Source organism: Microbacterium azadirachtae (assembly GCF_000956505.1).
Classification (GTDB): domain Bacteria; phylum Actinomycetota; class Actinomycetes; order Actinomycetales; family Microbacteriaceae; genus Microbacterium; species Microbacterium azadirachtae_A.
Genome location: NZ_JYIX01000034.1, coordinates 52,541 through 79,321 on the forward strand (window position 1 = coordinate 52,541; position 26,781 = coordinate 79,321).

The window sequence follows — 26,781 nt, forward strand, 5'->3', positions numbered from 1 at the left end:
GGCCCTGCCTCACACCTCCAGGAAGGCACCCTCCAGGAACGAGGCGAGCTCGTCGACACCGTCGAGCGGCAGGATCGCGGCGACGTACTGGTCCGGGCGGACCACCACCACCACGCCTTCGCGGGACAGCTCGCGCTCGGCGAAGATGTCCGTCGTCGACCAGTGCGAGGGCGCCGCGGCGTACAGCTTCTCCCAGTCGGTGAGACCGAGCGGGCCGGTCTTCGGCTGGAACAGCGCGGGGGCGGTCGTGACGTCGAGGTCCTCGTAGGACTGCTGCGAGATCGCCTTCACATCGAACACCGCGTCCACGTCGCCGTCGGCCGGGGTGAAGCGGGCGAGCACGGGCGCCGCGGCCTCGGCCCACGCGTCCAGCCCGGAACCGGCGGCGTCGCCGAACGCGTACAGGCGCCAGCGGCCGTCGGCCTTGGCGTGGTGGCCCAGGTGGATGACGTTGCCGTCGGATACGCGCACGACCTCGGCGCTCTTGAAGCGCTTGCCGAGCGGGAAGCCCGCGGCCAGCGCCTGATGCGCATCGGATCCGGTGATCATCGACGAGGTGTACTGCGTCATGAACCCCGAGGGGAACTCCGCCGTAGCGAGGTAGTACTTCGCCAGCTCCTGCGGGTCCGAGATCTCCTCGGGCTTGCGCGCCATGAGCGAGGACCACTCGCGGTCGAAGTCGATGAGCTGCTGGGCGACAGGATGCCGCTCGGCGCCGTAGGTCGACAGCAGCGCGGCGGGGGCGCGGCCGGTGAGCACCGAGCCGAGCTTCCAGCCGAGGTTGAATCCGTCCTGCATCGACACGTTCATGCCCTGCCCCGCCTTGGCGCTGTGCGTGTGGCAGGCGTCGCCGGTGAGGAAGACGCGCGGCGCGGCGACGGAACCGGGATCCACGTCGTCGAAGCCGTCCGTGATCCGGTGGCCGACCTCGTACACGCTGTGCCAGGCGACCTCCTTCACGTCGATCGCGTAGGGGTGCAGGATCTCGTTCGCCTTGGTGATGATCGCCTCGATCGGCGTCGCGCGCACGGCGTGGTTGTCGTCGGCGGCGACCTCGCCGAGATCGATGTACATGCGGCTGAGGTAGCCGCCCTCGCGCGGGATGTGCAGGATGTTGCCCGCCTCGGCGTTGATCGCGCACTTGGTGCGCCAGTCCGGGAAATCGGTGTTGACCAGCACGTCCATGACGCCCCAGGCGTGCGCGGAGATCCCGCCGACGTGCTTGCGGCCGATCGCCTCGCGCACGCCGCTGCGGGCGCCGTCGCAACCGGCGACGTACTTCGCGCGGATGGTGCGCTCCTCGCCTGCGCGCTCCCCCGCGGAGTAGCGCACCCGCACCTCGACGGGGTGCTCCCCCTCCTCGTGCACGGTGAGGCCGAGGAACTCCACGCCGTAGTCCGGCAGGATCCGCCCCGGGCCGTCGGCGGCTGCTTCGGCGAAGTAGTCGAGCACGCGCGCCTGGTTCACGATGAGGTGCGGGAACTCGCAGATGTCGTAGGCGTAGTCGGCGGTCCGCGCGGTACGGACGATGTTCTGGCGGTTCTCCGGATCCGGGCCCCAGAAGTTCATCCAGCCGATGTTGTAGGCCTCGGCGACGATCCGCTCGGCGAAGCCGAACGCCTGGAAGGTCTCGACACTGCGCGGCTGGATGCCGTCCGCCTGGCCGAGCACGAGGCGTCCGCCGCGCTTCTCGATCATCCGCGTGGTGACGTCGGGATACTGCGACATCTGGGCGGCGAGGAGCATGCCCGCAGGGCCGGATCCGACGATCAGGACATCCATCGTGTCGGGGAGGTCCGCGGGACGGTCGATGCCCGTCCCTGCGGCGGGGAGCACGCGGGGGTCGTGGGAGACGTATCCGTGGTGGTGGAACTGCATCGTCGTCGATTCCTTCCTGACGGCGCCGTCGGGCTCGGTTCGGGCTGGTGCGCGGATCATGCGCTTCGCGAGAATGTCTTGCGCCTCGCATCGTCGTGTTCTATATTCGAACATGACGTTCTACTATTGAACACAGACTATCCGAGGTCGCGCGAGCGATCAAGACGCGAGGAGCATTCATGGCCGACGCCCCCGCTTCGCAGACCCTCAGCCGCGGCATCCGGATCCTGGAGGTCCTCGCCGACGCGCGCGGACCCCTCTCGATCGACGAGATCGCCGCAGCGCTCGGCGTGCACCGCTCGATCGCCTACCGGCTGCTGCGCACGCTCGAGGATCACGGGCTCGTCTCGCGGGACGCCTCGGGCCTCGTCGCGCTGGGTGCGCGCATGGCCGCCCTCGCCGCCGGCGTCGCGAACGATCTGCAGGCTGAAGCCCTCCCCGAGCTCACCGCCGTCGCGAACGAGCTCGGCATGACCTGCTTCCTCGCGGTGCTCGACGGCGAGGAATGCATCACCCTCGTGAGCGTGGAGCCGCGCCACGCCGTGGCGAGCGTCGCCCAGCACCCTGGCGCGCGGCACTCGGTCACCGTAGGCGCGCCGGGCAAGGCGATCCTCGCCCAGCTCACCGAGCCGGAGTGGCCCTCGGGCGCCGGTGCGGCGCTGCGCGCGGAGGCCGCCGGCGTGCGCACCACGGGATACGCCACGAGTCATGACGAGGTGATCCCGACCGTGCAGTCCGTGGCGGTGCCACTCGCCCTGCGCGGACAGCGCCCGGCCGCGATCGCCGTCCTGCACGTCGCCACGGACCGCACCGACGCGGAGATCGCCGCACGCCTGGAGCGCTCGGCGACGACGATCCGCGACGCGCTCGGGGCCTGAGCCGGACCACCAGCCTCAGTCCGCAGGACGAACGCAACTCTGCAGGACGATCACGCATCGTCCTGCAGAGTTGCAAGGAACCTTCGGAGTTGCGGGCGCGGAGCAGCCCCGCGCCCGCCGGCCTCAGACCCGCGAGAGCCCGCGGATCGGACTGACGGCCTGCTCGGCCTCGGCCTCCGGCCCGAGCGGGATGCCGCTGCGGTCGCGCAGCAGGAGCGTCGCGAGAAGGCCGATCACGGTCATGCCCGCGAGGTACCAGGTGACGGCCATGGTGGATCCGGTGGCCTGCACGATCGCGGTCGCGATCGTCGGAGCGAAGGCGCCTCCGGCGATGGCCCCGATCGCGTAGGAGATCGAGACTCCGGAGAACCGGATCGAGGCGGGGAAGAGCTCGGTGTACAGCGCCGCCTGCGGACCGTACGTGAAGCCGAGACCGATCGTGAGGATGGCGAGGGCCACGAACAGCAGTCCGACCTGCCCCGTGTTCACCAGCGGGAACAGCGTGAACACGCCCACGAGCTGCAGGATCCATCCGACGATGTAGGTGGTCCGGCGCCCGATCCGATCCGAGATCCATCCGGCGACCAGGGTCGACAGCAGCCAAGTGACGGCAGAGCCGGCCACCGCCCACAGCACGGGTCCGCGGTCGAGCTTGAGCGCACCATCGGGGTTGGTCGCGTACCCCTGGATGTAGCCCCCGGTGGTCATGTAACCGACTGCGTTGTTGCCGGCGAAGACGAGTGCAGCGATGATCACGAGCAGCAGGTGCTTGCGGAACAGCTGCACGATCGGCATGCTCGCCGCCTCCTTGCGCTCGGCCAATTCGGTGAACACCGGGCTCTCCTCGACCCGGCGCCGCACGTAGTAGCCGACCACGATCAGCACCACGCTGAGCAGGAACGGGATCCGCCAGCCCCAGGACAGGAACTGGTCGCCCGGCGCGACCAGCGCCATGACCGCCATCACGCCAGAGGCGATCAGCAGGCCGAGTGGCACGCCGATCTGCGGCGCCGCACCGAAGATGCCGCGCTTGGCCTTGGGTGCGTGCTCGACGGCCATCAGCACCGCGCCACCCCACTCCCCGCCGGCCGAGATGCCCTGCAGGATGCGCAGCAGCACCAGCAGGATCGGCGCCGCGACCCCGATCGCGTTGGCATCGGGAAGCACGCCGATCAGCGCTGTCGCCGCACCCATCAGGATCAGCGTCCACATCAGGACCGCCTTGCGACCGAATTTGTCGCCGAAGTGGCCGGCCAGGAATGCGCCAAGGGGGCGGAACAGGAAGCTGACGCCGACCGTCGCGAAACCGACCAGAGCGCTGTTGGCACCGAGATCCTTGAAGAAGAGCTGGCCGAACACCAGTCCCACCGCGGTGGCGTAGATGAAGAAGTCGTACCACTCGACCGTGGTGCCGATGACGGTGGCGAAGACCACCCGCCGCCGGTCCGCCGCTGAGGCGATGGTTCCTGTGGGCGTGAAGCCCGGGGAGGATTCTGCGGACATGCTGTCTCCTTTGCATGGGACGTCGTCGTCTTGGCCGACATCGTCGTCGTGCCCGTCACGAGGGTTCAGGATCCTGCGGACGGATCCCGATCCCATGCTTGCCGGGCTCGACCCGATGATATACGATTTCGAATACGAAGCCAAGGAGCACCCTCTCTGGCACCCACTGCGCGAGGAGGCGCCCATGTCCGCACCGATCGACCGGCCCGGCAAGATCATCGCGATCCACCTCAACTACCGCTCACGTGCCGACCAGCGCGGACGCACCCCTGCCTCCCCCTCCTACTTCTTCAAGCCGTCCTCCTCCGTGGCCGGCACCGACGGCGTCGTGGAGCGCCCAGCCGGCACCGAGCTGCTCGCCTTCGAGGGCGAGATCGCGCTCATCATCGGCACCGCCGCGCACCGGGTGAGCGTCGAGGACGCCTGGTCGCACGTCGCCTGGGTGACCGCGTCGAACGACCTCGGCCTGTACGACCTGCGCGCGAACGACAAGGGCTCGAACGTCCGCTCCAAGGGCGGCGACGGCTACACCCCGCTCGGCCCCGACCTCATCCCGGCGGCCGACGTCGACCCCGCCGAGCTGCGCGTGCGCGCCTGGGTGAACGGCGACCTGCGCCAGGACGACGAGACCAGCGGCCTGCTGTTCCCGCTCCCGCAGCTGATCGCCGACCTCTCCCAGCACTTCACGCTCGAGCCCGGCGACATCATCCTGACCGGCACCCCTGCCGGATCCAGCGTGATCGTCCCCGGAGACGTGGTCGTGGTCGAGGTCGACGCCCCGCACTCCTCCAAGACGCTCACCTCCGGCGGACTGCGCACGACCGTCACGCAGGGCACCGTCGCCTTCGACGGCGCTCTCGGATCCCTCCCCGCCGTGGACGACCTTCAGCGCGCGGAGGCCTGGGGCTCGCGCGAAGACGCGGGTCTTGCCCCCGCCGCCGAGCCCGTCGAAGCGCCCGCCGCGACGCCCGCAGCTTCCGGGCTCGACCCGCAGCTCCGCGCCAAGCTCATCGCGGCGCCGACCGCCGGCCTCAGCGCCCAGCTCCGCAAGCGCGGCCTGCACGCGTGCTTCATCGACGGCGTCTCGGCCAATCTGCCCGGAGCGAAGATCGTCGGCACCGCGAAGACCCTGCGCTTCGTCCCCGCCCGTGAAGACCTCTTCAAGAGTCACGGCGGCGGCTACAACGCGCAGAAGCGCTGCTTCGACGCCGTCGACGAGGGCGAGATCATCGTGATCGAGGCCCGCGGCGACGCCACCACCGGAACGCTCGGCGACATCCTCGCGCTGCGCGCCAAGGCCCGCCGCGCCGCCGGCGTGGTCACCGACGGCGGCGTGCGCGATTTCGCGGCGGTCGCGGAGATCGGCCTGCCCGTGTTCTCGCAGGGCGCGCACCCCTCCGTGCTCGGCCGCAAGCACGTCCCGTGGGACGTCGACGTGACGATCGCCTGCGGCGGTGCCACGGTGCAGCCGGGCGACATCATCGTCGGCGACAGCGACGGCGTGATCGTGATCCCGCCCGCCCTCGTCGAAGAGGTCGTCGATGCCACCCTCGCGCAGGAGGACGAGGACGCCTGGATCGCCGAGCAGGTGGAGGCCGGCCACCCGGTGGACGGGCTCTTCCCGATGAACGCCGCCTGGCGCGCGAAGTACGACGCCGTGCAGGCCGACCGGTTCCTGAGCGAGCGCAGCGAGACGAAGAACGACTGATGACCGACATCCTCGCCGGCAGCAAGTCGGAGCAGGCGTACGCCTGGATCCGCGCGCGCATCGCCTCCCACGCCTACGGTCCCGGCTTCCGCCTGGTGCTCGGCACGATCGCGGACGAGCTCGGCATGAGCGTGGTCCCGGTGCGCGAGGCGATCCGCAGGCTCGAGGCCGAAGGGCTCGTCACGTTCGAGCGCAACGTCGGCGCGCGGGTCACGCTCGTCGACGAGAGCGAGTACGCGCACACCATGCAGACCCTGGGCCTGGTGGAGGGCGCGGCGACGTCGCTGTCCGCCCCGCTCCTGGACGCGTCGGCACTGGATCAGGCGCTCGAGGTCAACGACCGGATGACGCGCCTCCTCGAGAACTTCGACGCGCACCGGTTCACCGAGCTGAACCGCCAGTTCCACTCCGTGCTCTACGAACCGTGCCCGAACCCGCACATCCTCGACCTCGTGCACCGCGGCTGGGCGCGCCTGAGCGGCATCCGCGAGTCGACGTTCGCCTTCGTCCCGGGACGCGCCGAGCACTCCGTCGAGGAGCACATCCAGATCGTGGAGCTGATCCGCACGGGTGCCGATCCTCTCGAGATCGAGCTCGCCGCCCGCAACCACCGCTGGCGCACGCGCGACGCGTTCCTCGCGGCGCTGCACCCCGAGATCCTCTGACCGCACCACCGAAGCCATTCAGAACCACCCCGGAAGGACGATGATGACCGACGCCTACGCCCCGGCAGATCTGCCGGAGAAGATCCAGCACTATATTGACGGCGAGTTCGTCGACTCCCTCGACGGCGACACCTTCGAGGTGCTCAACCCCGTCACGAACGAGACCTATGTGCTCGCCGCCGCCGGCAAGAAGGCCGACATCGAGCGCGCCGTCGCCGCCGCCAAGCGCGCCTTCGACGAGGGCCCCTGGCCGCGCATGGTCCCCCGCGAGCGCTCGCGCGTGCTGCACAGGATCGCCGACATCGTCGAATCCCGCGATGCGCGCCTCGCCGAGCTGGAGTCGTACGACTCCGGCCTCCCGATCACGCAGGCGCTGGGCCAGGCCCGCCGCGCCGCCGAGAACTTCCGCTTCTTCGCGGACCTGATCGTCGCGCAGGCCGACGACGCGTTCAAGGTGCCCGGCAAGCAGATGAACTACGTCAACCGCAAGCCGATCGGCGTCGCGGGTCTCATCACGCCGTGGAACACCCCGTTCATGCTCGAGTCGTGGAAGCTCGGCCCCGCGCTCGCGACCGGCAACACGGTCGTCCTGAAGCCCGCCGAGTTCACGCCGCTGTCCGCGTCCCTGTGGGCGGGCATCTTCGAGGAAGCAGGACTCCCGAAGGGCGTCTTCAACCTCGTCAACGGCCTCGGCGAGGACGCCGGCGACGCGCTCGTCAAGCACCCCGACGTGCCGCTCATCTCGTTCACCGGCGAGAGCCGCACCGGCCAGATCATCTTCGGCAACGCCGCGCCGTTCCTGAAGGGCCTGTCCATGGAGCTCGGTGGCAAGAGCCCCGCCGTGGTGTTCGCCGACGCCGACCTCGACACCGCGATCGACGCCTGCATCTTCGGCGTGTTCTCGCTGAACGGCGAGCGGTGCACGGCCGGATCCCGCATCCTCGTGCAGCGCGAGGTCTACGACGAGTTCGTCGAGCGCTACGCGGCGCAGGCCAAGCGCGTCAAGGTCGGGCTGCCGCACGACCCGACGACCGAGGTCGGCGCCCTGGTGCACCCGGAGCACTACGACAAGGTCATGAGCTACGTCGAGATCGGCAAGGGCGAAGGCCGCCTCGTCGCCGGCGGCGGACGCCCCGAGGGCTTCCCCACGGGCAACTACGTCGCGCCGACCGTGTTCGCCGACGTCGCCCCTGATGCCCGGATCTTCCAGGAGGAGATCTTCGGCCCGGTCGTCGCGATCACCCCCTTCGACACCGACGAGGAGGCGCTCGCCCTCGCGAACAACACGCGCTACGGCCTCGCCGCCTACATCTGGACCAACGACCTCAAGCGCGCGCACAACTTCGCGGGCGCCGTCGAAGCCGGCATGGTGTGGCTGAACTCGAACAACGTGCGCGACCTGCGCACCCCGTTCGGCGGTGTGAAGGCGTCCGGACTCGGTCACGAGGGCGGCTACCGCTCGATCGACTTCTACACCGACCAGCAGAGCGTGCACATCACGCTCGGCGCCCCGCACAACCCGGTGTTCGGCAAGCAGACGCCGCCCGCCGAGCAGGACCTCGACGACCCGGACCCCCGCTGACCGGATCCCGAAACTCATCACGCAAGGACGCTGACATGACCAATCGTGCAGACATGACGCCCACCTCCTCCGGCTTCTTCACCAGCCAGGAGGCGCCCATCACGACCGACAACCCGGTCGCCACCCCCTCCTCTCCGCCGCCGGACGTGCTCCGCTGCGCGTACATGGAGCTCGTCGTCACCGACCTCGCCGCCTCGCGGGTGTTCTACGTCGACGTGCTCGGCCTGTACGTGACCGAGGAGGACGACGAGGCGATCTACCTCCGCTCCACGGAGGAGTTCATCCACCACAACCTCGTGCTGCGCAAGGGCCCGGTCGCGGCCGTCGCCGCGTTCTCGTACCGCGTGCGGACGCCGGAGGATCTCGACCTCGCGGTCGCGTTCTACACCGAGCTCGGCTGCGACGTGCGCCGCAACCCCGACGGCTTCGTGAAGGGCATCGGCGACTCGGTGCGCGTCGTGGATCCGCTCGGCTTCCCGTACGAGTTCTTCTTCCAGACCGACCACGTCGAGCGGATGAGCTGGCGCTACGACCTGCACATCCCGGGCGAGCTCGTGCGCCTTGATCACTTCAACCAGGTCACGCCCGACGTGCCGCGCGCCGTGAAGTACATGCAGGACCTCGGCTTCCGCGTCACGGAGGACATCCAGGACGACGAGGGCACGGTCTACGCCGCCTGGATGCGCCGCAAGCCCACCGTGCACGACACCGCCATGACCGGCGGCGACGGCCCCCGCATGCACCACGTGTGCTTCGCGACGCACGAGAAGCACAACATCCTCGCGATCTGCGACAAGCTCGGCGCCCTCCGCCGCTCCGACGCGATCGAGCGGGGACCTGGCCGCCACGGCGTGAGCAACGCGTTCTACCTGTACCTGCGCGACCCCGACGGCCACCGCGTCGAGGTCTACACGCAGGACTACTACACGGGCGACCCCGACAACCCGGTGATCACGTGGGATGTCCACGACAACCAGCGCCGCGACTGGTGGGGCAACCCCGTCGTCCCGTCCTGGTACACCGACGCATCGCTCGTGCTCGACCTGGACGGCAACCCGCAGCCGGTCGTCGCCCGCACCGACTCCAGCGAGATGGCCGTGACGATCGGCGCCGACGGGTTCAGCTACACCCGGCCCGCCGACGACGAGGCCATGCCGGAGTGGAAGCAGGGCGAGTACAAGCTCGGCCACCAGCTGTAGTCCGGCCATTCGGGGTCGTTGAGCGAGGACGCGCAGCGACCGAGACGAAACGCGGCGCACTTGCAGAACACCGCGTTTCGTCTCCCGCCGACTTCGCCGGTGCTCGCTCAACGACCCCCTTGCACGAAAGGATCGACCCATGCTCCCCGAATCCACCATCACCGCGCTTGCCGCAGAGCTGGCCGAGGCCGACCGCACGCACGCCGTGATCCCGCGCATCACAGCGCGTCACCCCGAGGCGACCGTCGAGGACTCGTACGCGATCCAGGGCGTCTGGCGCGACGCGCAGGTGGCCGCAGGGCGCAGGCTCGTGGGGCGCAAGATCGGCCTGACCTCGAAGGCCATGCAGCAGGCCACCGGCATCACGGAGCCCGACTACGGCGTGATGTTCGACGACACCGTGTACCCCTCCGGATCCGAGATCCCGGTCGACCACTTCTCGAACGTGCGCATCGAGGTCGAGCTCGCGTTCGTGCTGAAGGCGCCGCTCTCCGGCCCCGACTGCACGCTCGAGGACGCCCTCGCCGCGATCGACTACGCCGTGCCGGCGCTCGAGGTGCTGAACTCGCACATCGAGCTCGAGGGCCGCACGATCGTCGACACGATCAGCGACAACGCCGCCTACGGGGCCATGGTGCTCGGCACCGTGCACAAGCGTCCCGACGAGATCGACCTGCGCTGGGTGCCCGGCGTGCTGTCGCGCAACGGCGAGATCGAGGAGACCGGCGTCGCCGCCGGCGTGCTGGGTCACCCGGCCACCGGCGTCGCGTGGCTGGCGAACAAGTTCCATCAGCACGGCGCGCGTCTCGAGGCAGGCGAGATCATCCTGGCAGGATCGTTCACGCGCCCGATGTGGGTGGCGCGCGGCGACGAGGTGCTGTGCGACTACGGACCGATGGGAACGATCGAATGCCGCTTCGTCTGAATCCGACCTTCCGCGAGCACCTGGCCGGTGCCGACCGCGCCCTGATCGGGATGTGGTCGTGCACGGGCAGCCCGCTCGTGACGGAGATCGCGGCCGGGAGCGGTCTGGACTGGCTGCTCATCGACGGCGAGCACTCCGCCAACACGCTGGACTCGCTCCAGGTGCAGCTGCAGGCCGTCGCCGCCTACCCGATCACGCCCCTCGTGCGCGTGCCCTGGAACGACCCTGTGACCATCAAGCAGGTGCTCGATATCGGCGCGCAGAACCTCATCGTGCCGATGATCTCGTCAGCCGACGAGGCGCGCGCCGCGGTGGCGGCGACCCGGTATCCCCCCGCGGGCATCCGCGGCGTCGGATCCGCCCTGGCTCGCAGCGCCCGCTGGAACCGCGTCGAGGGCTACCTCCTCGAGGCCGCGCAGCACGTGTCCCTGACCGTGCAGATCGAGACCTCGGCGGGCGTGGCGGCGGCGGCCGAGATCGCCGCCGTCGACGGCGTGGATGCGGTGTTCGTCGGCCCCTCCGATCTGTCGGCGTCGATGGGCCTGCTCGGGCAGCAGACCCACCCCGACGTCGTCGCGGCCGTCGAGCACGTGTTCGCCGCGGTGGCCGCCGCCGGAAAGCCGGTCGGCGTGAACGCGTTCGACCCGATCGCGGCCGATGGGTACATCGCCGCCGGCGCCTCGTTCGTCGCCGTGGGCGCCGACGTCGCCCTGCTCGCCCGCGCCTCCGAGGCCCTCGCGAAGCGCTTCCTCCCGGCGCCGGCCTCCGGCCCCGCCGTGAGCTACTGACCCCCGTTCAGAGCGCTCAGATCGCCGCGCTGCGCGCCGCGGGCTGGATCGTGATCGAGGTGACCGCCCCGCTGCTGAGGCGTCCGGAGGAACTGGCCCGCAGAGTCGCCTCCGCCCTCCGCCGGGCCCGGTGAGCCGCACCCCGGAAACAAAGTGCGCAAATGGCTGTATCCGCGCCGAATATGGAGCCATCTGCGCGCTTCGACAGCGGAGCAGGACCGGCCGGACCGAACGGACCTGCCAGGATGGGGCGGGTGAAGAAGGCCCTCGCAGCTCTGCAGGACCGCGGGTTCCGCTGGTTCTTCCTGGCGCGCACCCTCACGCTCGTCACGGGCTCGATGTCGTCGATCGCGCTCGCGTTCGCGGTGCTGAGCATCGACAACGACGCCGGTGCGCTCTCGATCGTGCTCACCGCGTTCACCGTGGCGAACATCGTCTTCCTGCTGCTCGGCGGCGTCGTCGCGGATCGGCTGCCGCGCGCGCTCGTGATCCAGACCAGCTATGTAGTGGACATCCTCTCGATCGGCACCACGGCCGCCCTGCTCTTCACGCACACCGCCACCGTGCCGCTGCTCGCCGGCCTCGCCGCGCTGAACGGCGCCTCCGCCGCGTTCGTGATGCCCGCGATGCAGGGGCTGATCCCGCAGCTGACCACGCCCGGTCATCTGCAGCAGGCGAACGCCCTGCTGTCCTTCGCCCGGTCCGCCACCACGATCGCGGGCCCGGTGGTCGCGGGAGGCATCGTCGCCCTCGCCGGTCCCGCCTGGGTCATGGTGATCCAGGCGGCCGGCTGGGCGCTCGCGATCGTCTTCCTGGCGCTCGTGCGCCTTCCGCCACCGGTCCGCGGGCAGCGTGCAGGACTGTTCCACGATCTGCACGACGGGTGGCGTGAGTTCTGGTCCCGCCCGTGGCTCTGGATCGTCGTGCTCGCGTTCATGGTCCTCAACGCGATCCATGCGGGCGCCTGGGGCGTCGCTGGTCCGTACATCGCGAAGAACGATCCACTCCTCGGCATCGCAGGGTGGGGATGGGTGGTCAGCGCGGAAGGTGCCGGCGTGCTGGTGATGACGCTGCTGCTGCTCTGGCTGCCGCTGCGGCGTCCGCTGCGGCTCGGCATGCTGGGGATGAGCGCGCTGGCGATCCCGCTCACGCTCCTCGGGGTGCACCCCTCCGTGCTGCTCCTGGTCGCCGCGGCCTTTGTCGCAGGTGCGGGTGTCGAGGTGTTCAGCACCGGCTGGAACGTCACGATGATGGAGCAGATCCCGGAGGAGAAGCTCTCCCGGGTGTCCAGCTACGACATGCTGGGCAGTTTCGTCGCGATGCCGATCGGCACCCTCGCGTTCGGCTGGCTGATCGCGCGCGCCGACGTGACGGCGCTCATGGTGGGCTCGGCGATCGTCTACGCCGTCATCGCCCTGGGCACGATGCTGGTCCCGAGCATCTGGCGCATGGGACGGGCGACGGCTCCGGCCGAACGCGAGCCCGTCTCGGACGGCGTCTGACTGGCGCATTCATAGGCGTCCGCGGCAGGATGAGGGCATGACCTTCCCCGCTCTCGCGCCTCTCGCCGACCGCGCCGCGCTGTTCGCCGCCCTCCGTCAGGACCAGCTGGTCGCGGCGACCGCCGCTCTGGGCGAGCACCGCTGGGACGCCGATCTCGCGGCGGGCACCCTCACCTTCACCTCGGAGACGGATCCGAACCGCCGACTCGTCGCGCGTGCATCGCTCGTCGCCACGATCGCCCCGGGACCCCGCTCGCTGATGTGGGCCTGGGCGCACCCCCAGGGCGGATCCGACCCGTCGGTCGCGAGCCTGCGCGACTACGGCACGACGTACTCGATCGACGAGCTCTCGAACGCGGAGCTGCCCTTCCCGGCCGAGGCCGACGCGGACCTGGACGGCTGGATCGCCGGCGCCGCGCACCAGATCGGCGCGATCGCCGAGGAGATCACCGGACGCTCGCCGTACTACTCCGCACCCGTCGGCAGCGGCACGCGGGCCGTGTTCCTGCTCGACGCTCCCCTTCCTCCGCTCACGGTCTCCGACGCCGTCGTCGCGCTGCCGCGGATCCTGTCCGAGCTGACGCTCTCCGATGCCCGCTCCTCGGTGTGGGATCTGGCGAGGCTCGCAGGCTGGAACATGCAGTGGGCCGACGAGGCCTACTCGGCAGCGGTCGTCAGCGACGCGAGCGGCAGCGCCACGTTCCGCTTCGACGAGTACGCCCGCATCGCCGGCGTCGAGTCGCAGCTCGGGCAGGTCCCGCAGGCCTGATCCGGGCGACCCGAAGCGCCCGTCGATGCGCTCGGTCCCGCGCGTCGCGGTCGTCCTCGCGCTCGTCGCCGTCGCACTTCTGCTCTCCGCCGGTCCCGCCGCCGCACATGTGACCACGGTCGCCTATGCCGATCTGACCGCGGCGGGCCCGACCGATGTCCGCGTCGAGTTCGATCTGCAGTACGAGCTGCTCAGCGCGTCCGCCGCCAAGGCGCAGGGCGATCCCGCGCTCTTCGCCGATGCCATCGGGCACCCCGGTCAGGGCGCCGAGGATCAGGTTCTCGCCGACCATGCCGCGGCCATCATCGCCTACACGACGGCGCGCTTCCACGTCGCGGTCGACGGCGGCTCGGAATGTCTGCCGCACGCCGATGGCCCCGCCGCATTCCACAGCAGGGACGCGACCGACTACGCGCGCTTCGCGGTGCACTACGCCTGCGATGCCGGGCATGGCGGCGGGTTCGTCGTTCGGAGCGCCCTGTTCCCCGACTCGGAGGGCATGGTCACCGACACCAAGACGATCGTGACCTACGCGCTCGGCGGCCGCAGCGGCAGCGCCGCCCTCGACGCCGCCGATCCGCAGTTCTCGACCGCGCAGCCGTGGACGGAGCGCTTCGCCGAGTTCTTCCTCCTCGGCGCCGAGCACCTGCTGACCGGGATCGACCACATCCTGTTCCTCCTCGCGCTCATCATCAGCTCGCGACGCCTGCGCGACGTGGTCTTCGCGGCGACCTGCTTCACGGTGGCCCACTCGATCACCTTCCTGCTCGCCGCACTCGGGTTCGTGCACATCGGCGCGAACGTGGTGGAGCCCGCGATCGCGCTGTCGATCGCCGCCGTCGCGGGCTGGCACCTGTGGGAGGAGCGCCTCCGGCGCGCGGCGCGACGGCGGGGAGAGCCGGCACCCCCGCCCAGCCGGCAGGCCGCCCTGCTGCGCCTCGGGATCGTGTTCGGCTTCGGCCTCATCCACGGCCTCGGCTTCGCGACCGCACTGAAGATCGAGGAGCCGTGGTCGTGGACCCTGCTGTGGTCGCTCCTCGTCTTCAACCTGGGGATCGAGGCGGTGCAGCTGTCCGTCATCCTCGTCGTGTTCCCGCCGCTCCTGCTGCTGCGCCGCCGCATGCCGCGGACGGCGACAGCACTCGGCGTCGTCGTCACGGCCGTGGTGCTCCTGTTCGGCCTGCTCTGGTTCGCGATGCGGGCGCTCGGACTGCCCGGCACACCCTGAACCCAGGGCTTCTCAACGACCGAGGGCTTCTCAGCGACCGAGCCGCTGGCGTGCCGTGTTCCTGCCCGCACCGACGGGTTCGTGCGCCGTGGCGGCGGCGAGTCCGAACAGCGGCATGTCGGCGTAGACCGCCTCCATCTCCCCCGCCGGCACCTGGTACGTCTCGTGCCAGACGCCGACGCTGCCGGATCCGAGCAGCGTGCGCATGAAGTCGCGCCACGGCTGCAGATGCGGGGCGTCGCGGTCCGCCGCGAAACGCTGCAGGTGCTCCGGGCTCTCCCAGTACGAGAGCAGGATCGTCGTGCGTCCCAGCCAGCTCTCGCAGCCGAGCATGCCCGCCTCCGGATGCTCGGCGAGATGCCGCAGCATCTTCGGCATCTGCCGCGCCACGCGCTGCACGCGACCCAGCTGCCACCACTTGTTCGCCCGCATCCCGATGACGAACACCGTGATGTCGCTGCGGTCCACGGCCGCCGTGTACCGACCGGGGAAGACCTTCTCGCTCATCGCCGTTTCCTCTCGAACGTTGTTATAGAACATTGTTACAGAACGACGTTACGATAGGATCGCTGACATGGCAAGACCCATCACACACGACGCGAATCTGCGCTCCCGACTGATCGAGGTCGCTTCGGCGATGATCGACCGGGACGGTCCGGAGCGCTTCTCCGTGCGCGAGGTGGCAGGGGGAGCCGAGACCTCGACGTCGGCCGTCTACTCGCTGTTCGGCAGCAAGGCGGATCTGATCACCGCCGTGGTCGCGGACTCGTTCGCCTCGTTCGCCCTGGCGCAGCGCGAGGCGGAACCGCGGGGCCTGCGCGCCCTCGGCGAGGCGTATCGCGCGTGGGCGCTGCAGCATCCCGACCGCTATCGGCTCATGTTCAGCGGCGCAATCGCCGGCGCACCCCACGGCGTCGCCGGCGGCGGCGATCCAGAGCCTGATCCGGAGCTGGACGCGCTCCTCCCCCTCGCCCGCACCCTCACCGGCGCGGACCGGGTCGACGAGGGCGTCGACCTGCGCAGCACGCTGGCCGTCTGGGCGCAGGTGCACGGCGCGGTCAGCCTCGAGCTCGCGGGCGTCGCCCCGCCTTGGATCGATACCGACGCGGTGTACGCCACGGTGCTCGACGCGATCGCCGCGGTGCACCCCGGCCGCTGACGCTCACCCGGCGGGCGGCTGGGTAGCATGAGCCGCATGAGCGCCCTCGACCTCATCCCCGCCGGCCGCACTTTCACCCCCGACGACATCGTCGTCTATGCGGATCCGCGCCGCCGCTCCCTTGACGAGGCGCTCCGGGACGCCGACCTGCTCGTCAGCTGTCCGCACGCCGGGGCCGCGATCCCCGCGGAGCTCGCCGACTTCCTCTCCCCCGCGCTCACCCGACGACTGCAGTACGACTTCACCGACGTCGCGACGGCCGCGATCGTGCGGCGCTGGGCATCGCAGGATCCGCGGGTGGTCGCTGTGATCAACCCGCATCCGCGGCTCGTGCGCGATCCCAACCGCGCGAGGCCCGCGGACGTCGCCGCCGATCTGACCGCCGCGATCGAGCGCGTGCGCGCGGCCGGCCCCTGGCAGAAGGTGGACCTCTCCGGGGCGGATGCGATCCGCCCCGTCACGTTCTCGTTCTTCCCGATCATCGAGGTGCCCGACACCGAGGCGGGGCTGCACCGTCTCGTCGACGCGTTCGTCGAGGTCGCCGAGCGCGGTCTCGGGGTGTACGAGCGCACCCGCGACGAACTGACCGAGCGGATGGTCGCGGAGCGCCTGCGCGCCGGGGGCCGCCTCACGCGGCTGTCGTTCCACGACACCATGAACACCACGACCACGAAGGACGGCGCCGTCGTCGTCCCCCGCGCCGAGAAGGACCGGCTGCCCCGCATCGTCGCGCTCTCCAACCGCGGCGACGCCCGCGGCGAGGAGCGCGATCCCGCCGACCCGCCGACCATGGCTCCCGCGCGTCTGCGCGCTCTGGCCGAGGCGCACCGCGTCGGCTTCGAAGCCGCCGACCCCGGCGACGTCGCCCTGAACCGGCCCTACCTCGGCAGCCAGGAGATCCTCGCCGCCGGTGCCCGGTTCCGCGCGCTCGCGGACCAGGCCGCCGGAGCGGGCGCGGAGTTCGATGCCGTGCAAGCCGAGTTCCTCCGCGAGTTCCTGCTCGGCGACGAGGCGACCGCACAGCTGCACCGGCCAGGCACCGACTGGATCACCGAGGATCCCGCCCACGTCGACCGGCTCGCCGCGGCCTGCCGTCGCTCCTGGGACCTGTACCGCGCAGGCTGATCCGTAGCGGGGCCCGTCGTCGGACGGGCGCGGATCACCCGCCCCAGAGCACGCCGAACAGCGCGCCGAACCCGATGGTCGTCACCGCCAGGATCAGCGTGGGCGCGAAGAATGAGTGATCCACGAGCTTGGTGCCGAGCTTCGTCGTGCCGGAGGTGTCGAAGTTCGCCGCGGCGATCTGCGATCCGTTGGTCGGCAGCAGGTAGATGCCGGCGAACGCCCCGGCCCACATGCCGGAGAGCAGCCCGAGCGGGATCCCCGCCGCGAGGCCGATCGGCACGATCGTGCGGGTGGCCGTGGACTGGCTCGTGGTGAGGACGCAGACCAGGAAGACGCCGAGCGCGAAGATCCACGGGGCGGCGGTGACGAGGCCTCCCACCCCCTCCGAGATGAGCTTCGCGTGCGCGCCGAGGAAGGTGTCGGTGAGCCACGCCAGGCCGAACAGCGCGATCGCCGAGACCATACCGGCCTTGAACACCGTCATCGTCGGGATCTCGCCGACCTTGGGACGGGAGACGAGGAGGATCACGGTTCCGGCGACGAACATCACGATCTCGATGATCGGCGTCATGCTCACGGGGTCGCCCGAGGCGTCGAGCGGGCGGAGCGCCTTGAACAGGCCGAACAGCACGATCACGGCGACGCCGAGCAGGAAGATGATCGCCGCGTTGCGGCCGGCGGAGGTCACGGTCACGTCGGCTTTGACCTCGGCGGCGCCGGTGCGCGGTGGCGCGAGCTCACCACGGGCGATCTTCGCCTGCACCTCCGGATCCTCGGCGAGCTCCTTGCCGAGACGGTTCACGACGAAGCTCGACACCACGATGCCGACGACGGCGGCCGGGATCGTCACCTTGAGGATGTCCACGAGCTCGAAGTTCCACGGCGCGACATCGGTGAGCGTCACCATCGCGGCCATCGCCGCCGAGACCGGGCTGCAGGCGAGCGCGACGCCGGTCGCGACCACCGACAGCGAGAGGGGGCGCGACGGCCTGATGCCGTTGCGATACGAGAGGTCCTGGATCACGGGCAGCAGCGGATAGAGGATGTTCGACGTCCCCGCCCCGACCGAGAACAGGAACGAGATCAGCGGTGCGACCAGCGTGATCTGCTTCGGGTTGCGCGCGATGAGCTTCGCCGCGACCGACACCATCCAGTCGATCCCCCCGGCGGACTGCATCATCGAGGAGGCGAGCACGACGGACAGCACGATGAGGAGCGCGTCCACGGGCGGCGACCCTGGCGGGACCCGGAACACGAAGACCAGGATCGCGACGCCCGTCCCCCCCCAGAGGCCCAGGCCCACGCCGCTCGAGCGCGTGCCCATCACGATGCAGCCGAGCACCACGAGCAGTTCTGCGATGAACAGGGCGATCTGCATGTGCGTCTCCTCGAGGGTCGCGGACGCGGCCAGCATATTGGTCCTCCGGCCGGCCGCGCACCCCCTGTCCGGCGCGGCGCCCCTACCCGCCCGCCGGGTCGCATGACAGTCTGGACGCATGAAGAATCTGATCGTGCGGTTCGCGTCGCTCTACGTCTTCAACGTCGTCGTGCTGCTCGTGATCGGCTGGCTCACGCCGGCGAAAGTGGGCCTGCATGCGCTGTGGGCGTCCGTGATCCTGACCCTGGCGACGCTCCTCCTCAAGCCGATGCTGAAGAAGGCCGCCACCTCCCTGTCGGCCGGCGGCACCAAGGTCGTGCAGTACCTCGCCGTGTTCGTGGTCGAGTTCCTGATCTGGCTGCTCACGGTCTGGCTGAGCGGCGTGCGCGCCGGAAACGTCTGGGGCTGGATCCTCCCGCCGGTGATCCTGCTGATCGGCTGGGTCGTCTACGACCAGATCGACGACGCGCTGTCCCGCAAGGCCGGTGAGCTGTACGACGCCGCGGGGGCGAAGATCTCCGGGTCCCGCCGCGGATCCGCCTCCCCTGCTTCGTCCGCTCCGTCCGCTTCGTCCACCGCCTCCTCGCCGGCGACCGCCGCAGGGCGTGAGGAGCTCAAGGACGGGCTCACTCCCGAGCAGCGCCGCATGCTCGACGAGCTCGGCTGACCTTCGGGTCCCCGTACGCAGAACGGGCGGATCCGACCTGTCGTCGGATCCGCCCGTTTCGTTCGTGCGGGCTCAGGCCGCGGTGCGCTCCGCGGCCTCGACCACGTTCGTCATGAGCAGCGCGACCGTCATCGGGCCCACGCCGCCCGGGTTCGGCGAGATCCAGCCGGCGACCTCGGCGACCGCCGGATCCACGTCTCCGTGGACCTTGCTCTTGCCGGTCTCCGGATCCGTCTCGCGCGTCACGCCCACGTCGAGCACCGCGGCGCCGGGCTTGACATCGGCGGCGGTGATGAGGTGCTTGACGCCGGCACCGGCGACGATGACGTCGGCCTCGCGCAGGTACGGCGACATGTCGGGCGTTCCCGTGTGCACCTGGGTGACGGTGGCGTTGATGTCACGGCGCGTGAGCAGCAGTCCCATCGGGCGTCCGATCGTGACGCCCCGGCCGACGACCACGACGTGCTTGCCCTTGAGGTCGTAGTCGTTGCGCAGCAGCAGCTCGATCACGCCGCGGGGCGTGCAGGGCAGCGGCGTGCGGATCGGCGCGTTCACGTTCAGCACGAGCCGGCCGAGGTTGGTCGGGTGCAGGCCGTCGGCATCCTTCGCGGGGTCGATCCGCTCGAGGATCGCGTCCGTGTCCAGGTGCTTCGGCAGCGGCAGCTGCACGATGTAGCCGTGGCACGACGGATCCGCGTTGAGCTCGTCGATGACAGCCTCGACCTCGGCCTGCGTGGCGTCGGCGGGCAGTTCGCGCTGGATCGAGTTCATCCCGATCGCCTCGGACTGCCGGTGCTTCATCCCCACGTACAGCTGCGAGGCGGGGTCCGCCCCGACCAGCACCGTGGCGATGCCGGGGACGATGCCCTTCTCCCGCAGCGCGGCGACCCGCTCTGCGAGCTCCGCCTTGATCTCCGCCGCAGCGGCCTTGCCGTCCAGAATCTTCGCGGTCATGTCAACACTCCTTGATACCCTCCGCGGTTCTTATGACCGCGAGACTGCAACTCGGCGATGAGACAGCGCCTCTCGAGCGCACTCTCGTCGCCGAGATGGAGTCTCGCGGTCAGGAATCGGGCCGTGCGCTTACTGCTGCAGGTCCGGGTAGAGCGGGAAGGCGGCTGCGAGCGCGTCCACGCGGGCGCGCAGCGCCTCGACCTCGGCACGATCCGCATCCACACCGAGCTGCAGCGCGAGGGCGATGACGTCGGCGACCTCGGTGAACTCGGCGTCGCCGAAGCCGCGGGTCGCGAGCGCCGGGGTGCCGATGCGCAGACCCGAGGTGACCATCGGCGGACGCGGGTCGTTCGGGACGGCGTTGCGGTTGACCGTGATGTGGATGTCGTGCAGGAGATCCTCGGCCTGCTTGCCGTCGATCTCGGCGTCGCGCAGGTCGACGAGCACGAGGTGCACGTCGGTGCCGCCGGAGCGGACCGCGATGCCCGCGTCCTTCACGTCCTGCTGCGAGAGGCGGTCGGCGATGAGCGCGGCGCCGCGCAGCACGCGCTCCTGGCGCTCCTTGAACTCCGGGGTGCCGGCGATCTTGAACGCGGTCGCCTTGGCGGCGATCACGTGCATGAGCGGACCGCCCTGCTGGCCGGGGAAGACGGCGGAGTTGATCTTCTTCGCGATCTCGGGGTCGTTCGTGAGGATGAAGCCCGAGCGGGGGCCGCCGATGGTCTTGTGCACGGTCGAGGAGACGACGTGCGCGTGCGGCACCGGGTTCGGGTGCAGGCCCGCAGCGACGAGACCCGCGAAGTGGGCCATGTCGACCCAGAGCAGCGCGCCGACCTCGTCGGCGATCTCGCGGAACGCGGCGAAGTCGAGGGTGCGCGGGTAGGCGGACCAGCCGGCGATGATGACCTTCGGCTTGTGCTCGATGGCGAGGCGGCGCACCTCGTCCATGTCGATGGTCGAGGTCTCCGGGTTCACGCCGTAGGCGACGATGTCGTAGAGCCGGCCGGAGAAGTTGATCTTCATGCCGTGCGTGAGGTGGCCGCCCTGGTCCAGCGACAGGCCGAGCAGGGTGTCGCCGGGGCGGGCGATCGCGTGCAGCACGGCGGCGTTCGCGGTCGCGCCGGAGTGCGGCTGCACGTTCGCGAACTCGGCGCCGAACAGCTCCTTGGCGCGGGCGATCGCGAGCTCCTCGGCGACGTCGACCTCCTCGCAGCCGCCGTAGTAGCGGCGGCCGGGGTAGCCCTCGGCGTACTTGTTGGTCAGCACGGAACCCTGCGACTGCAGGACCGAGACAGGGACGAAGTTCTCCGAGGCGATCATCTCGAGGAACGTCTGCTGACGCTTCAGCTCACGGTCGAGGACCTGGGCGATCTCGGGATCCACCTCGGAGAGAGGCGCGTTGAAGAAACGGTCGGTCATGGCGTGCTCCTTTGACGGTTACGAAGAGAAGGGTGCTCATCGGCCCAGGCGCGCGGTCGAATCCATGACGGTCGCTCCCCGGTGGTGACCCACCCAGACGCCAGTCGCGACATCCACGAGCCTAGCGGATGGGGATGGGGATCCGGAGGGCGATGACGCCGGGGCGTCTCCGCACCCCCGCCCGGGCACGGTACGTTTTGTTCATGGTCCTGCATGATGCACCGTCGCTCATTCCGTTCCCCTCCTCCGTCCAGCTCGGCGAAGCAGACGTCCCGCTCCGGTCCGTGCGCCTCACGGGCGACCCCGACACGGTCGCGCTGCTGCACGCGGACCTGGAAGCGCTGCTCGGCCGAGATGTGCTGAGCGATACAGGGACCACCGAGATCGCACTCGGGATCGACGCGACGCGAGGAACCGTCGAGGGCTACACGCTGGACGCCGACGCCGAGGGGATCCGCATCACCGGGCACGACGCCGCCGGCCTCTTCTACGGCACCCGCACGCTGCTGCAGCTGCTGCGACGCGGCGAGCGCCCCGGAAGCGCAGACGGCGAGTCCGGCTGGTCCGTCCCCGAGGTGCGCATCGAGGACGCACCGCGGTTCCGCTACCGCGGTGTCATGCTCGACGTCGCCCGCCACTTCTTCGGCGTCGCCGACGTCGAACGCTGGATCGACCGCGCCGTCTCGCTCAAGTACAACCACCTGCACCTGCACCTCACGGACGACCAGGGCTGGCGCATCCAGATCGACGCGTGGCCGCAGCTCACCGGCGCCGGGTCCGGCGGCGACGCGACCGGCGGCCCAGGGGGCTTCTACACGAAGGACGACATCCGCGAGATCGTCGCGTACGCCGCCGCCCGGCACATGACGGTCGTCCCCGAGATCGATCTGCCGGGCCACACCCACGCGATCGGACTCGGCTATCCCGACCTCGTCGAGCTCCCGGCGATCACGGAGGCGAACATCACGGAGGCGGCCGCGCTGAACCAGCCGCTGCCGGTGCACGGCGTGCACTACGCGGCCTGGGGCGTGGGGCATTCCTCGGTGAGGATCCATGAGGAGCGCACCTACGACCTCATCCGCGACGTTCTCACCGAGGTCGCCGAGCTGATGCCGGGCCCGTACCTGCACATCGGGGGCGACGAGTGCCTCGGCACATCCGCCGCCGACTTCGCGCTGTTCTTCGAGCGGGCGGGACGCCTGGCCGCGGCGACCGGGAAGACCCCGGTCGCCTGGCACGAAGCGGGCGCCGTCGACGGCCTCGTCACCGGCATGATCGGGCAGTACTGGGGATCCGCCGTGCCGCAGGGCGACCACGCGGCGCACGCCCGTCGCTTCGTGGAGCGCGGCGGCGCGCTCATCCTGTCGCCGTCCGACCGCGCCTACCTCGACATGAAGCCCCGCGCCGACCACCCGCGCGGGCTGGCCTGGGCCGGCATCGTGGCGCTGCGCACCTCGTACGACTGGGATCCCGCGACGGTGCTCGACGGCGTTCCCGCCGCGTCGATCCTCGGCGTCGAGGCGCCGCTGTGGACCGAGTCCGTCACCACGCTCGCCGAGGCCGACGGACTCGCATTCCCGCGCATCGCCGCACAGGCGGAGATCGGCTGGTCGGAGCAGAATGGAGCAGAGCGCTCCTGGCGCTCGTTCCGCGCCAGGGTCGCGCAGCTGGTCCCCGCCTGGGAGGCCTCCGGCATCGCCGTCGACCGCGCCGCGCTGGACGACGACCCGGAGCACGACGAAGGCGTCCCGCAGGCCCGCATCCACCCCGCATCCGCCCCGAGCACCGAGGAGACCGCATGACCGTCCGCACCGAGAGCTCCGCGCAGGGGTCGCTCGTCATCCATTCCGCCCGCATCGTCTCCGGGGGCTCTGCGGTCGACGACGGCTGGGTCCGGATCGAGCACGGGATCGTCGCGGCGCGCGGCACCGGTTCCGGCTGGGCGCCCGCGGACGCGGTCGTGGATGCGCGCGAGGCGGCGGGCGATGGCGCGATCCTGACCCCGGGCTTCGTCGACATCCACGGTCACGGCGGTGCCGGCGCGGCCTTCGACGACGGCGTCGAGGCGATCCGCACCGCCCGTGCGATGCACCGCGCACACGGCACGACCCGCGCGGTCGTCTCGCTGATCACCGCGACACTCGACGAGCTCGCCGAGCGCGTCGGCATGATCGCCGATCTCATGCAGACGGATCAGGACCTGCTCGGCTCGCACCTGGAGGGGCCGTTCCTCGACCCGGGGCACATGGGCGCGCACGATCCAGAGCTGCTGCGCGCACCGGCCGCCGCCGATGTGCAGCGCCTGCTCGACGCGGGGCGCGGCACCGTGCGCCAGGTCACCGTCGCCCCCGAACTCGACGGAGGACTGGAGGCGATCCGCCTCGTCGTCGCCGCGGGCGCCGCGGCCGCGGTCGGACACACCGACGCGGACGACGACATGATGCGCGCCGCGTTCGATGCGGGTGCGACGATCCTCACGCACGCGTTCAACGCGATGCGCCCGGTGCACCACCGCAACCCCGGCCCCGTGCTCACGGCCGCGCACGACGAGCGGGTGACCCTCGAGGCGATCGCCGACAACATCCACCTTCACCCGCGGGTCATCAAGCTCGTGTTCGACGAGGCGCCAGGACGGGTCGCGCTGGTCACCGATGCGATGGCGGCGGCAGGATCCGCGGACGGCGACTACCTGCTGGGATCCCTGCACGTCACCGTCCTCGACGGCGTGGCGAGGGTGGACAGCGGATCGATCGCCGGGTCCACGCTCACGCAGGACGTGGCGCTGCGCCGCGCGATCGAGGCCGGCGTCCCGCTGACCGACGCGGTGCTCGCTCTGACGCGCACCCCTGCGCGGGCGATCGGCGTGGCCGACGAGCTGGGCGAACTCGAACCGGGTCGCCTCGCCGATGCGGTGCTGCTGACCTCGGACCTCGATGTCGCGGCCGTGTGGACGGGTGCGCCGCTGCGGCGCTGACCCGCGTCCTCGACTCGGGCGGGGCCGCCGCTCCCCAGCGGCGGTCCCCTCCCGCAGTCTCCCCAACCCTCCGGTACCCGATCAGAGGATTCCCCATGTCAGAGCGGGTCGGCCCGGAACTCCTCCCCCGAGGTGCCGGGCCGACCCCGCCGGCGGATCCCCATCCGCCGGAGCCTGTGCTCGCCGCCCCCCGGTGGCCTACGCAGACTGTCTCTGACAGGAGAGATGGCGGCGTTCAGGATCCATTACGCGAGTTCGCAAGAATTCTTCAGAAAAGTTTTGAGACGCTGTCTCACGCGCCTCGGAACCGAGTCCGACGCGCGCGGCCCCTGCCGACCACCGGTGATTTCGTTCGCGCCCTGGCGCATTCCCCCCTCGAGGGTGAAGAATGGAGATTCCCGCGTGATAAGAACCAGGGGTTTGCGTCTCTTCTGATGAGCACGCTTCCGACCTGAGAACCGAGAGATGACCGACCACACCATTTCACCGAGCGATGCCGCGCCCGACTCGGCGCGGAGCGACTCCGACCTCGTGCTGCGCACCCGGTCGGGAGACGCAGGCGCCTACGCCGAGCTGTGGCGACGGCACTATGCATCGGGCATCACGGTGGCGCGGTCGATGACGAGCACGTTCGACGCGGACGATCTCGTCCAGGAGTCGTTCGCCCGGATCTACCAGGCCATCCAGAAGGGCGGCGGCCCGACCGGCTCCTTCCGTGCCTACCTGTTCACCAGCATCCGCAACGCCGCGGCCGGCTGGGGCCGCGCACGCCGCGAGGCCCCGATCGACGAGCTCGACACCGTCGCCGACCCCACCTCGACCGACCAGGCCGCTAACGACGCGCTCGACCGCAGCCTTTCCGCACAGGCCTTCCGCAGCCTCCCCTCGCGCTGGCAGGAGGTGCTCTGGTACTCCGAGATCGAGCAGATGAAGCCGGCCGAGATCGCGCCGCTGCTCGGCATGACCGCCGGCGCCACGGCTCAGCTGGCCTTCCGCGCGCGCGAGGGCCTGCGCGAGGCCTGGATCCAGGCGCACCTGAGCACCGCCGAGGCCGGATCCGTCTGCGAGTGGACCATCGAGCGCCTCGGCGCGTACTCGCGCGGCAACCTCGGAGTGCGCGACCGCGCCAAGCTCGAGAACCACCTCGGCGAGTGCGCGCGCTGCCTGATCGTCGCGGCCGAGGCCAAGGAGGTCTCGCACCGCCTCGCCTTCGTGCTGCTGCCCCTGGTGCTCGGCATCGGCGGGTCCGGCGCCTACCTCGCGATGCTGCAGAGCGGGTCCGCCCCCATCGTCGCCCTCGCCGCGATGCCCTCGAGCGTCGTCCAGGGCGCCGTCGTGGCCGGTTCGGCCGGCGTCGGGGCGGCCGGTCACGGTGCGGCGAGCGCGGCCGGCGCAGCGGCGCACGGCACCGCAGGCGCGGCGGGCTCCGCCGGTTCCGGAGGCTCCGCAGGAGGAGTCGTCGCCGGCTTCGGCGCCCTCGTCGGCGCAGGCTCGGCGGCGCTCGTGATCGCGGGCGCGATCGTCGCAGCGGCCGTCGTGCCGGGGTTCACGGCGAACCCCGCGTCCACTTCGGCCCCCTCCGCCTCGGATCAGGGCGAGTCCGGCATCGTCGCGCAGATGTCCCCGCCGGTCAATCTTCCCGTCGTGCCGCCCGTGCCCGCCCCTGCCCTCGACCCCGCTCCGCTGCCCGAGAAGCCGAAGCCGATCGTGAGCGTCCCGGTCGAGGTCCCGAAGAACGTGCCGGCGAGCGATCCCGCTCCCGTCGCACCGGTGGAGCCGACCACCCCCGTGGAGCCGGGCAAGCCCGGCGACGGCACGGGCCCCGGGACGGGCCCCGGTCCCACGGATCCCGAACCGTCGCTCCCGCCGGCCACGGCACCGGTCCTCGGAACGGCCACGCTCTCGTGCAGGATCCTCCATTCGGTGCTTCACGACAACGTGGAGGTGTCGATCGAGGTCACCGGTGTTCCGGGCGCGACCCTGCGTCCTTCTGCCGACGTGGCTTCGACGGGCGTCACCACCCTCGACGCGAACGGCAAGGGTCTCGTCACCTTCTTCCCGACCTACGGACAGGTGAACGGCGGGACGAAGGTCACGCTCACGTATTTCCTCGGAGACAAGACGGGCGGATCCGCCGTATTCGATCTCGGCAGGTTCGCGCCCGTGAGCTGGCCTCAGTGCTGGCTCAACCCACCGGAGCCGATCCCCGGAGAGCCCGTCACCGACCCGACGCCGACCCCGCCGCCGGCTCCGGCGATCACTCCGCCGCCTGCCGAGACCCCGGGGACCGGCGCTGCGGCGACCGAGCCCGCGCCCACCGAGCCCGCCCCGGCCCCGGCAGAGCCCACCGACCCCGCTCCCGCGCAGACCGAGCCCTCCACCTCCGCCCCTGAGCCCGCTGCTCCGGCGAGCGACACCGCGGCCACGGACGCCCCCGCCCCGACGGAGCCCGCCGTCGCCCCCGCTCCTGGCGCGTAGAA

General features: G+C 70.7%; 22 protein-coding genes and 1 riboswitch. Of the genes, 16 read left to right on the forward strand and 6 right to left on the reverse strand.

Going from position 1 to position 26,781, the window contains the following annotated elements:
• Positions 1 to 9: 9 nt before the first annotated feature.
• A complete protein-coding gene (locus RS86_RS09175; protein WP_045272098.1) occupies positions 10 to 1,878 on the reverse strand; it encodes an FAD-dependent monooxygenase in 1,869 nt (622 codons plus the stop codon).
• A 179-nt stretch (positions 1,879 to 2,057) separates the two neighbouring features.
• On the opposite strand from RS86_RS09175, the gene RS86_RS09180 reads away from it, so the two are divergent.
• Entirely contained in the window at positions 2,058 to 2,756 is a 699-nt protein-coding gene (locus RS86_RS09180) for an IclR family transcriptional regulator (protein ID WP_045271941.1), read from the forward strand.
• A gap of 123 nt (positions 2,757 to 2,879) precedes the next feature.
• Here RS86_RS09180 and RS86_RS09185 read toward each other — a convergent pair whose 3' ends face one another.
• The gene (locus RS86_RS09185; RefSeq protein ID WP_045271942.1) at positions 2,880 to 4,259 is read right to left on the reverse strand and encodes an MFS transporter; all 1,380 of its coding nucleotides are present in this window, start codon (positions 4,257 to 4,259) and stop codon (positions 2,880 to 2,882) included.
• Positions 4,260 to 4,443: 184 nt separating this feature from the next.
• Here RS86_RS09185 and RS86_RS09190 point away from each other — a divergent pair, with 184 nt between their 5' ends.
• The 9 genes from RS86_RS09190 (at position 4,444) to RS86_RS09230 (ending at position 14,625) form a co-directional block, all read left to right on the forward strand.
• On the forward strand, positions 4,444 to 5,967 hold the full coding sequence (locus RS86_RS09190) for a fumarylacetoacetate hydrolase family protein (protein ID WP_045272099.1): 1,524 nt from the start codon (positions 4,444 to 4,446) through the stop codon (positions 5,965 to 5,967).
• The gene (locus RS86_RS09195; protein WP_045271943.1) at positions 5,967 to 6,632 is read left to right on the forward strand and encodes a GntR family transcriptional regulator; all 666 of its coding nucleotides are present in this window, start codon (positions 5,967 to 5,969) and stop codon (positions 6,630 to 6,632) included. The genes RS86_RS09190 and RS86_RS09195 overlap by 1 nt, the downstream gene beginning before the upstream one ends.
• A gap of 43 nt (positions 6,633 to 6,675) precedes the next feature.
• Positions 6,676 to 8,214, forward strand: a complete 1,539-nt coding sequence (gene hpaE / locus RS86_RS09200; protein WP_045272100.1) for a 5-carboxymethyl-2-hydroxymuconate semialdehyde dehydrogenase — start codon at positions 6,676 to 6,678, stop codon at positions 8,212 to 8,214.
• Positions 8,215 to 8,249: 35 nt separating this feature from the next.
• Complete coding sequence (gene hpaD, locus RS86_RS09205) at positions 8,250 to 9,413, forward strand: 3,4-dihydroxyphenylacetate 2,3-dioxygenase (RefSeq protein WP_045271944.1); 1,164 nt, start codon at positions 8,250 to 8,252, stop codon at positions 9,411 to 9,413.
• A 139-nt stretch (positions 9,414 to 9,552) separates the two neighbouring features.
• Positions 9,553 to 10,338: a fumarylacetoacetate hydrolase family protein gene (locus tag RS86_RS09210; RefSeq protein ID WP_045271945.1), complete on the forward strand. Its 786-nt coding sequence runs from the start codon at positions 9,553 to 9,555 to the stop codon at positions 10,336 to 10,338.
• The gene (locus tag RS86_RS09215) at positions 10,323 to 11,126 is read left to right on the forward strand and encodes an HpcH/HpaI aldolase family protein (protein WP_045271946.1); all 804 of its coding nucleotides are present in this window, start codon (positions 10,323 to 10,325) and stop codon (positions 11,124 to 11,126) included. Before RS86_RS09210 ends, RS86_RS09215 begins: the two co-directional genes overlap by 16 nt.
• 254 nt (positions 11,127 to 11,380) lie before the next feature.
• Complete coding sequence (locus tag RS86_RS09220; protein WP_052680183.1) at positions 11,381 to 12,628, forward strand: MFS transporter; 1,248 nt, start codon at positions 11,381 to 11,383, stop codon at positions 12,626 to 12,628.
• 37 nt (positions 12,629 to 12,665) lie between these two features.
• Positions 12,666 to 13,397: a DUF6882 domain-containing protein gene (locus tag RS86_RS09225; RefSeq protein ID WP_045271948.1), complete on the forward strand. Its 732-nt coding sequence runs from the start codon at positions 12,666 to 12,668 to the stop codon at positions 13,395 to 13,397.
• A 25-nt stretch (positions 13,398 to 13,422) separates the two neighbouring features.
• Positions 13,423 to 14,625, forward strand: a complete 1,203-nt coding sequence (locus RS86_RS09230; protein ID WP_045271949.1) for a HupE/UreJ family protein — start codon at positions 13,423 to 13,425, stop codon at positions 14,623 to 14,625.
• Positions 14,626 to 14,655: 30 nt separating this feature from the next.
• On the opposite strand, the gene RS86_RS09235 is transcribed toward RS86_RS09230, so the two are convergent.
• Positions 14,656 to 15,132, reverse strand: a complete 477-nt coding sequence (locus tag RS86_RS09235; RefSeq protein WP_045271950.1) for a DUF4188 domain-containing protein — start codon at positions 15,130 to 15,132, stop codon at positions 14,656 to 14,658.
• 67 nt (positions 15,133 to 15,199) lie between these two features.
• On the opposite strand from RS86_RS09235, the gene RS86_RS09240 reads away from it, so the two are divergent.
• Both RS86_RS09240 and RS86_RS09245 read left to right on the forward strand, forming a co-directional pair.
• Positions 15,200 to 15,784: a TetR/AcrR family transcriptional regulator gene (locus RS86_RS09240; RefSeq protein WP_052680184.1), complete on the forward strand. Its 585-nt coding sequence runs from the start codon at positions 15,200 to 15,202 to the stop codon at positions 15,782 to 15,784.
• A 36-nt stretch (positions 15,785 to 15,820) separates the two neighbouring features.
• Complete coding sequence (locus tag RS86_RS09245; protein WP_045271952.1) at positions 15,821 to 16,909, forward strand: N-formylglutamate amidohydrolase; 1,089 nt, start codon at positions 15,821 to 15,823, stop codon at positions 16,907 to 16,909.
• Between the two features lie 34 nt (positions 16,910 to 16,943).
• On the opposite strand, the gene RS86_RS09250 is transcribed toward RS86_RS09245, so the two are convergent.
• Complete coding sequence (locus RS86_RS09250; protein WP_235281728.1) at positions 16,944 to 18,323, reverse strand: anaerobic C4-dicarboxylate transporter; 1,380 nt, start codon at positions 18,321 to 18,323, stop codon at positions 16,944 to 16,946.
• Positions 18,324 to 18,405: 82 nt separating this feature from the next.
• Here RS86_RS09250 and RS86_RS09255 point away from each other — a divergent pair, with 82 nt between their 5' ends.
• On the forward strand, positions 18,406 to 18,954 hold the full coding sequence (locus RS86_RS09255; protein WP_045271953.1) for a hypothetical protein: 549 nt from the start codon (positions 18,406 to 18,408) through the stop codon (positions 18,952 to 18,954).
• 72 nt (positions 18,955 to 19,026) lie between these two features.
• Here the strand turns inward: RS86_RS09255 and RS86_RS09260 are convergent, their stop codons facing one another.
• Entirely contained in the window at positions 19,027 to 19,908 is an 882-nt protein-coding gene (locus RS86_RS09260) for a bifunctional methylenetetrahydrofolate dehydrogenase/methenyltetrahydrofolate cyclohydrolase (RefSeq protein WP_045271954.1), read from the reverse strand.
• 129 nt (positions 19,909 to 20,037) lie between these two features.
• Entirely contained in the window at positions 20,038 to 21,327 is a 1,290-nt protein-coding gene (gene glyA / locus RS86_RS09265; protein ID WP_045271955.1) for a serine hydroxymethyltransferase, read from the reverse strand.
• Positions 21,328 to 21,362: 35 nt separating this feature from the next.
• Positions 21,363 to 21,445, reverse strand: a riboswitch (ZMP/ZTP riboswitch).
• An 85-nt stretch (positions 21,446 to 21,530) separates the two neighbouring features.
• On the opposite strand from glyA, the gene RS86_RS09270 reads away from it, so the two are divergent.
• From RS86_RS09270 to RS86_RS19880, 3 genes are all read left to right on the forward strand, one after another.
• Entirely contained in the window at positions 21,531 to 23,129 is a 1,599-nt protein-coding gene (locus RS86_RS09270) for a beta-N-acetylhexosaminidase (RefSeq protein WP_082076707.1), read from the forward strand.
• Entirely contained in the window at positions 23,126 to 24,301 is a 1,176-nt protein-coding gene (gene nagA / locus RS86_RS09275; RefSeq protein ID WP_045271956.1) for an N-acetylglucosamine-6-phosphate deacetylase, read from the forward strand. Before RS86_RS09270 ends, nagA begins: the two co-directional genes overlap by 4 nt.
• Positions 24,302 to 24,766: 465 nt before the next feature.
• On the forward strand, positions 24,767 to 26,779 hold the full coding sequence (locus RS86_RS19880; RefSeq protein WP_052680185.1) for a sigma-70 family RNA polymerase sigma factor: 2,013 nt from the start codon (positions 24,767 to 24,769) through the stop codon (positions 26,777 to 26,779).
• Positions 26,780 to 26,781: the final 2 nt, after the last annotated feature.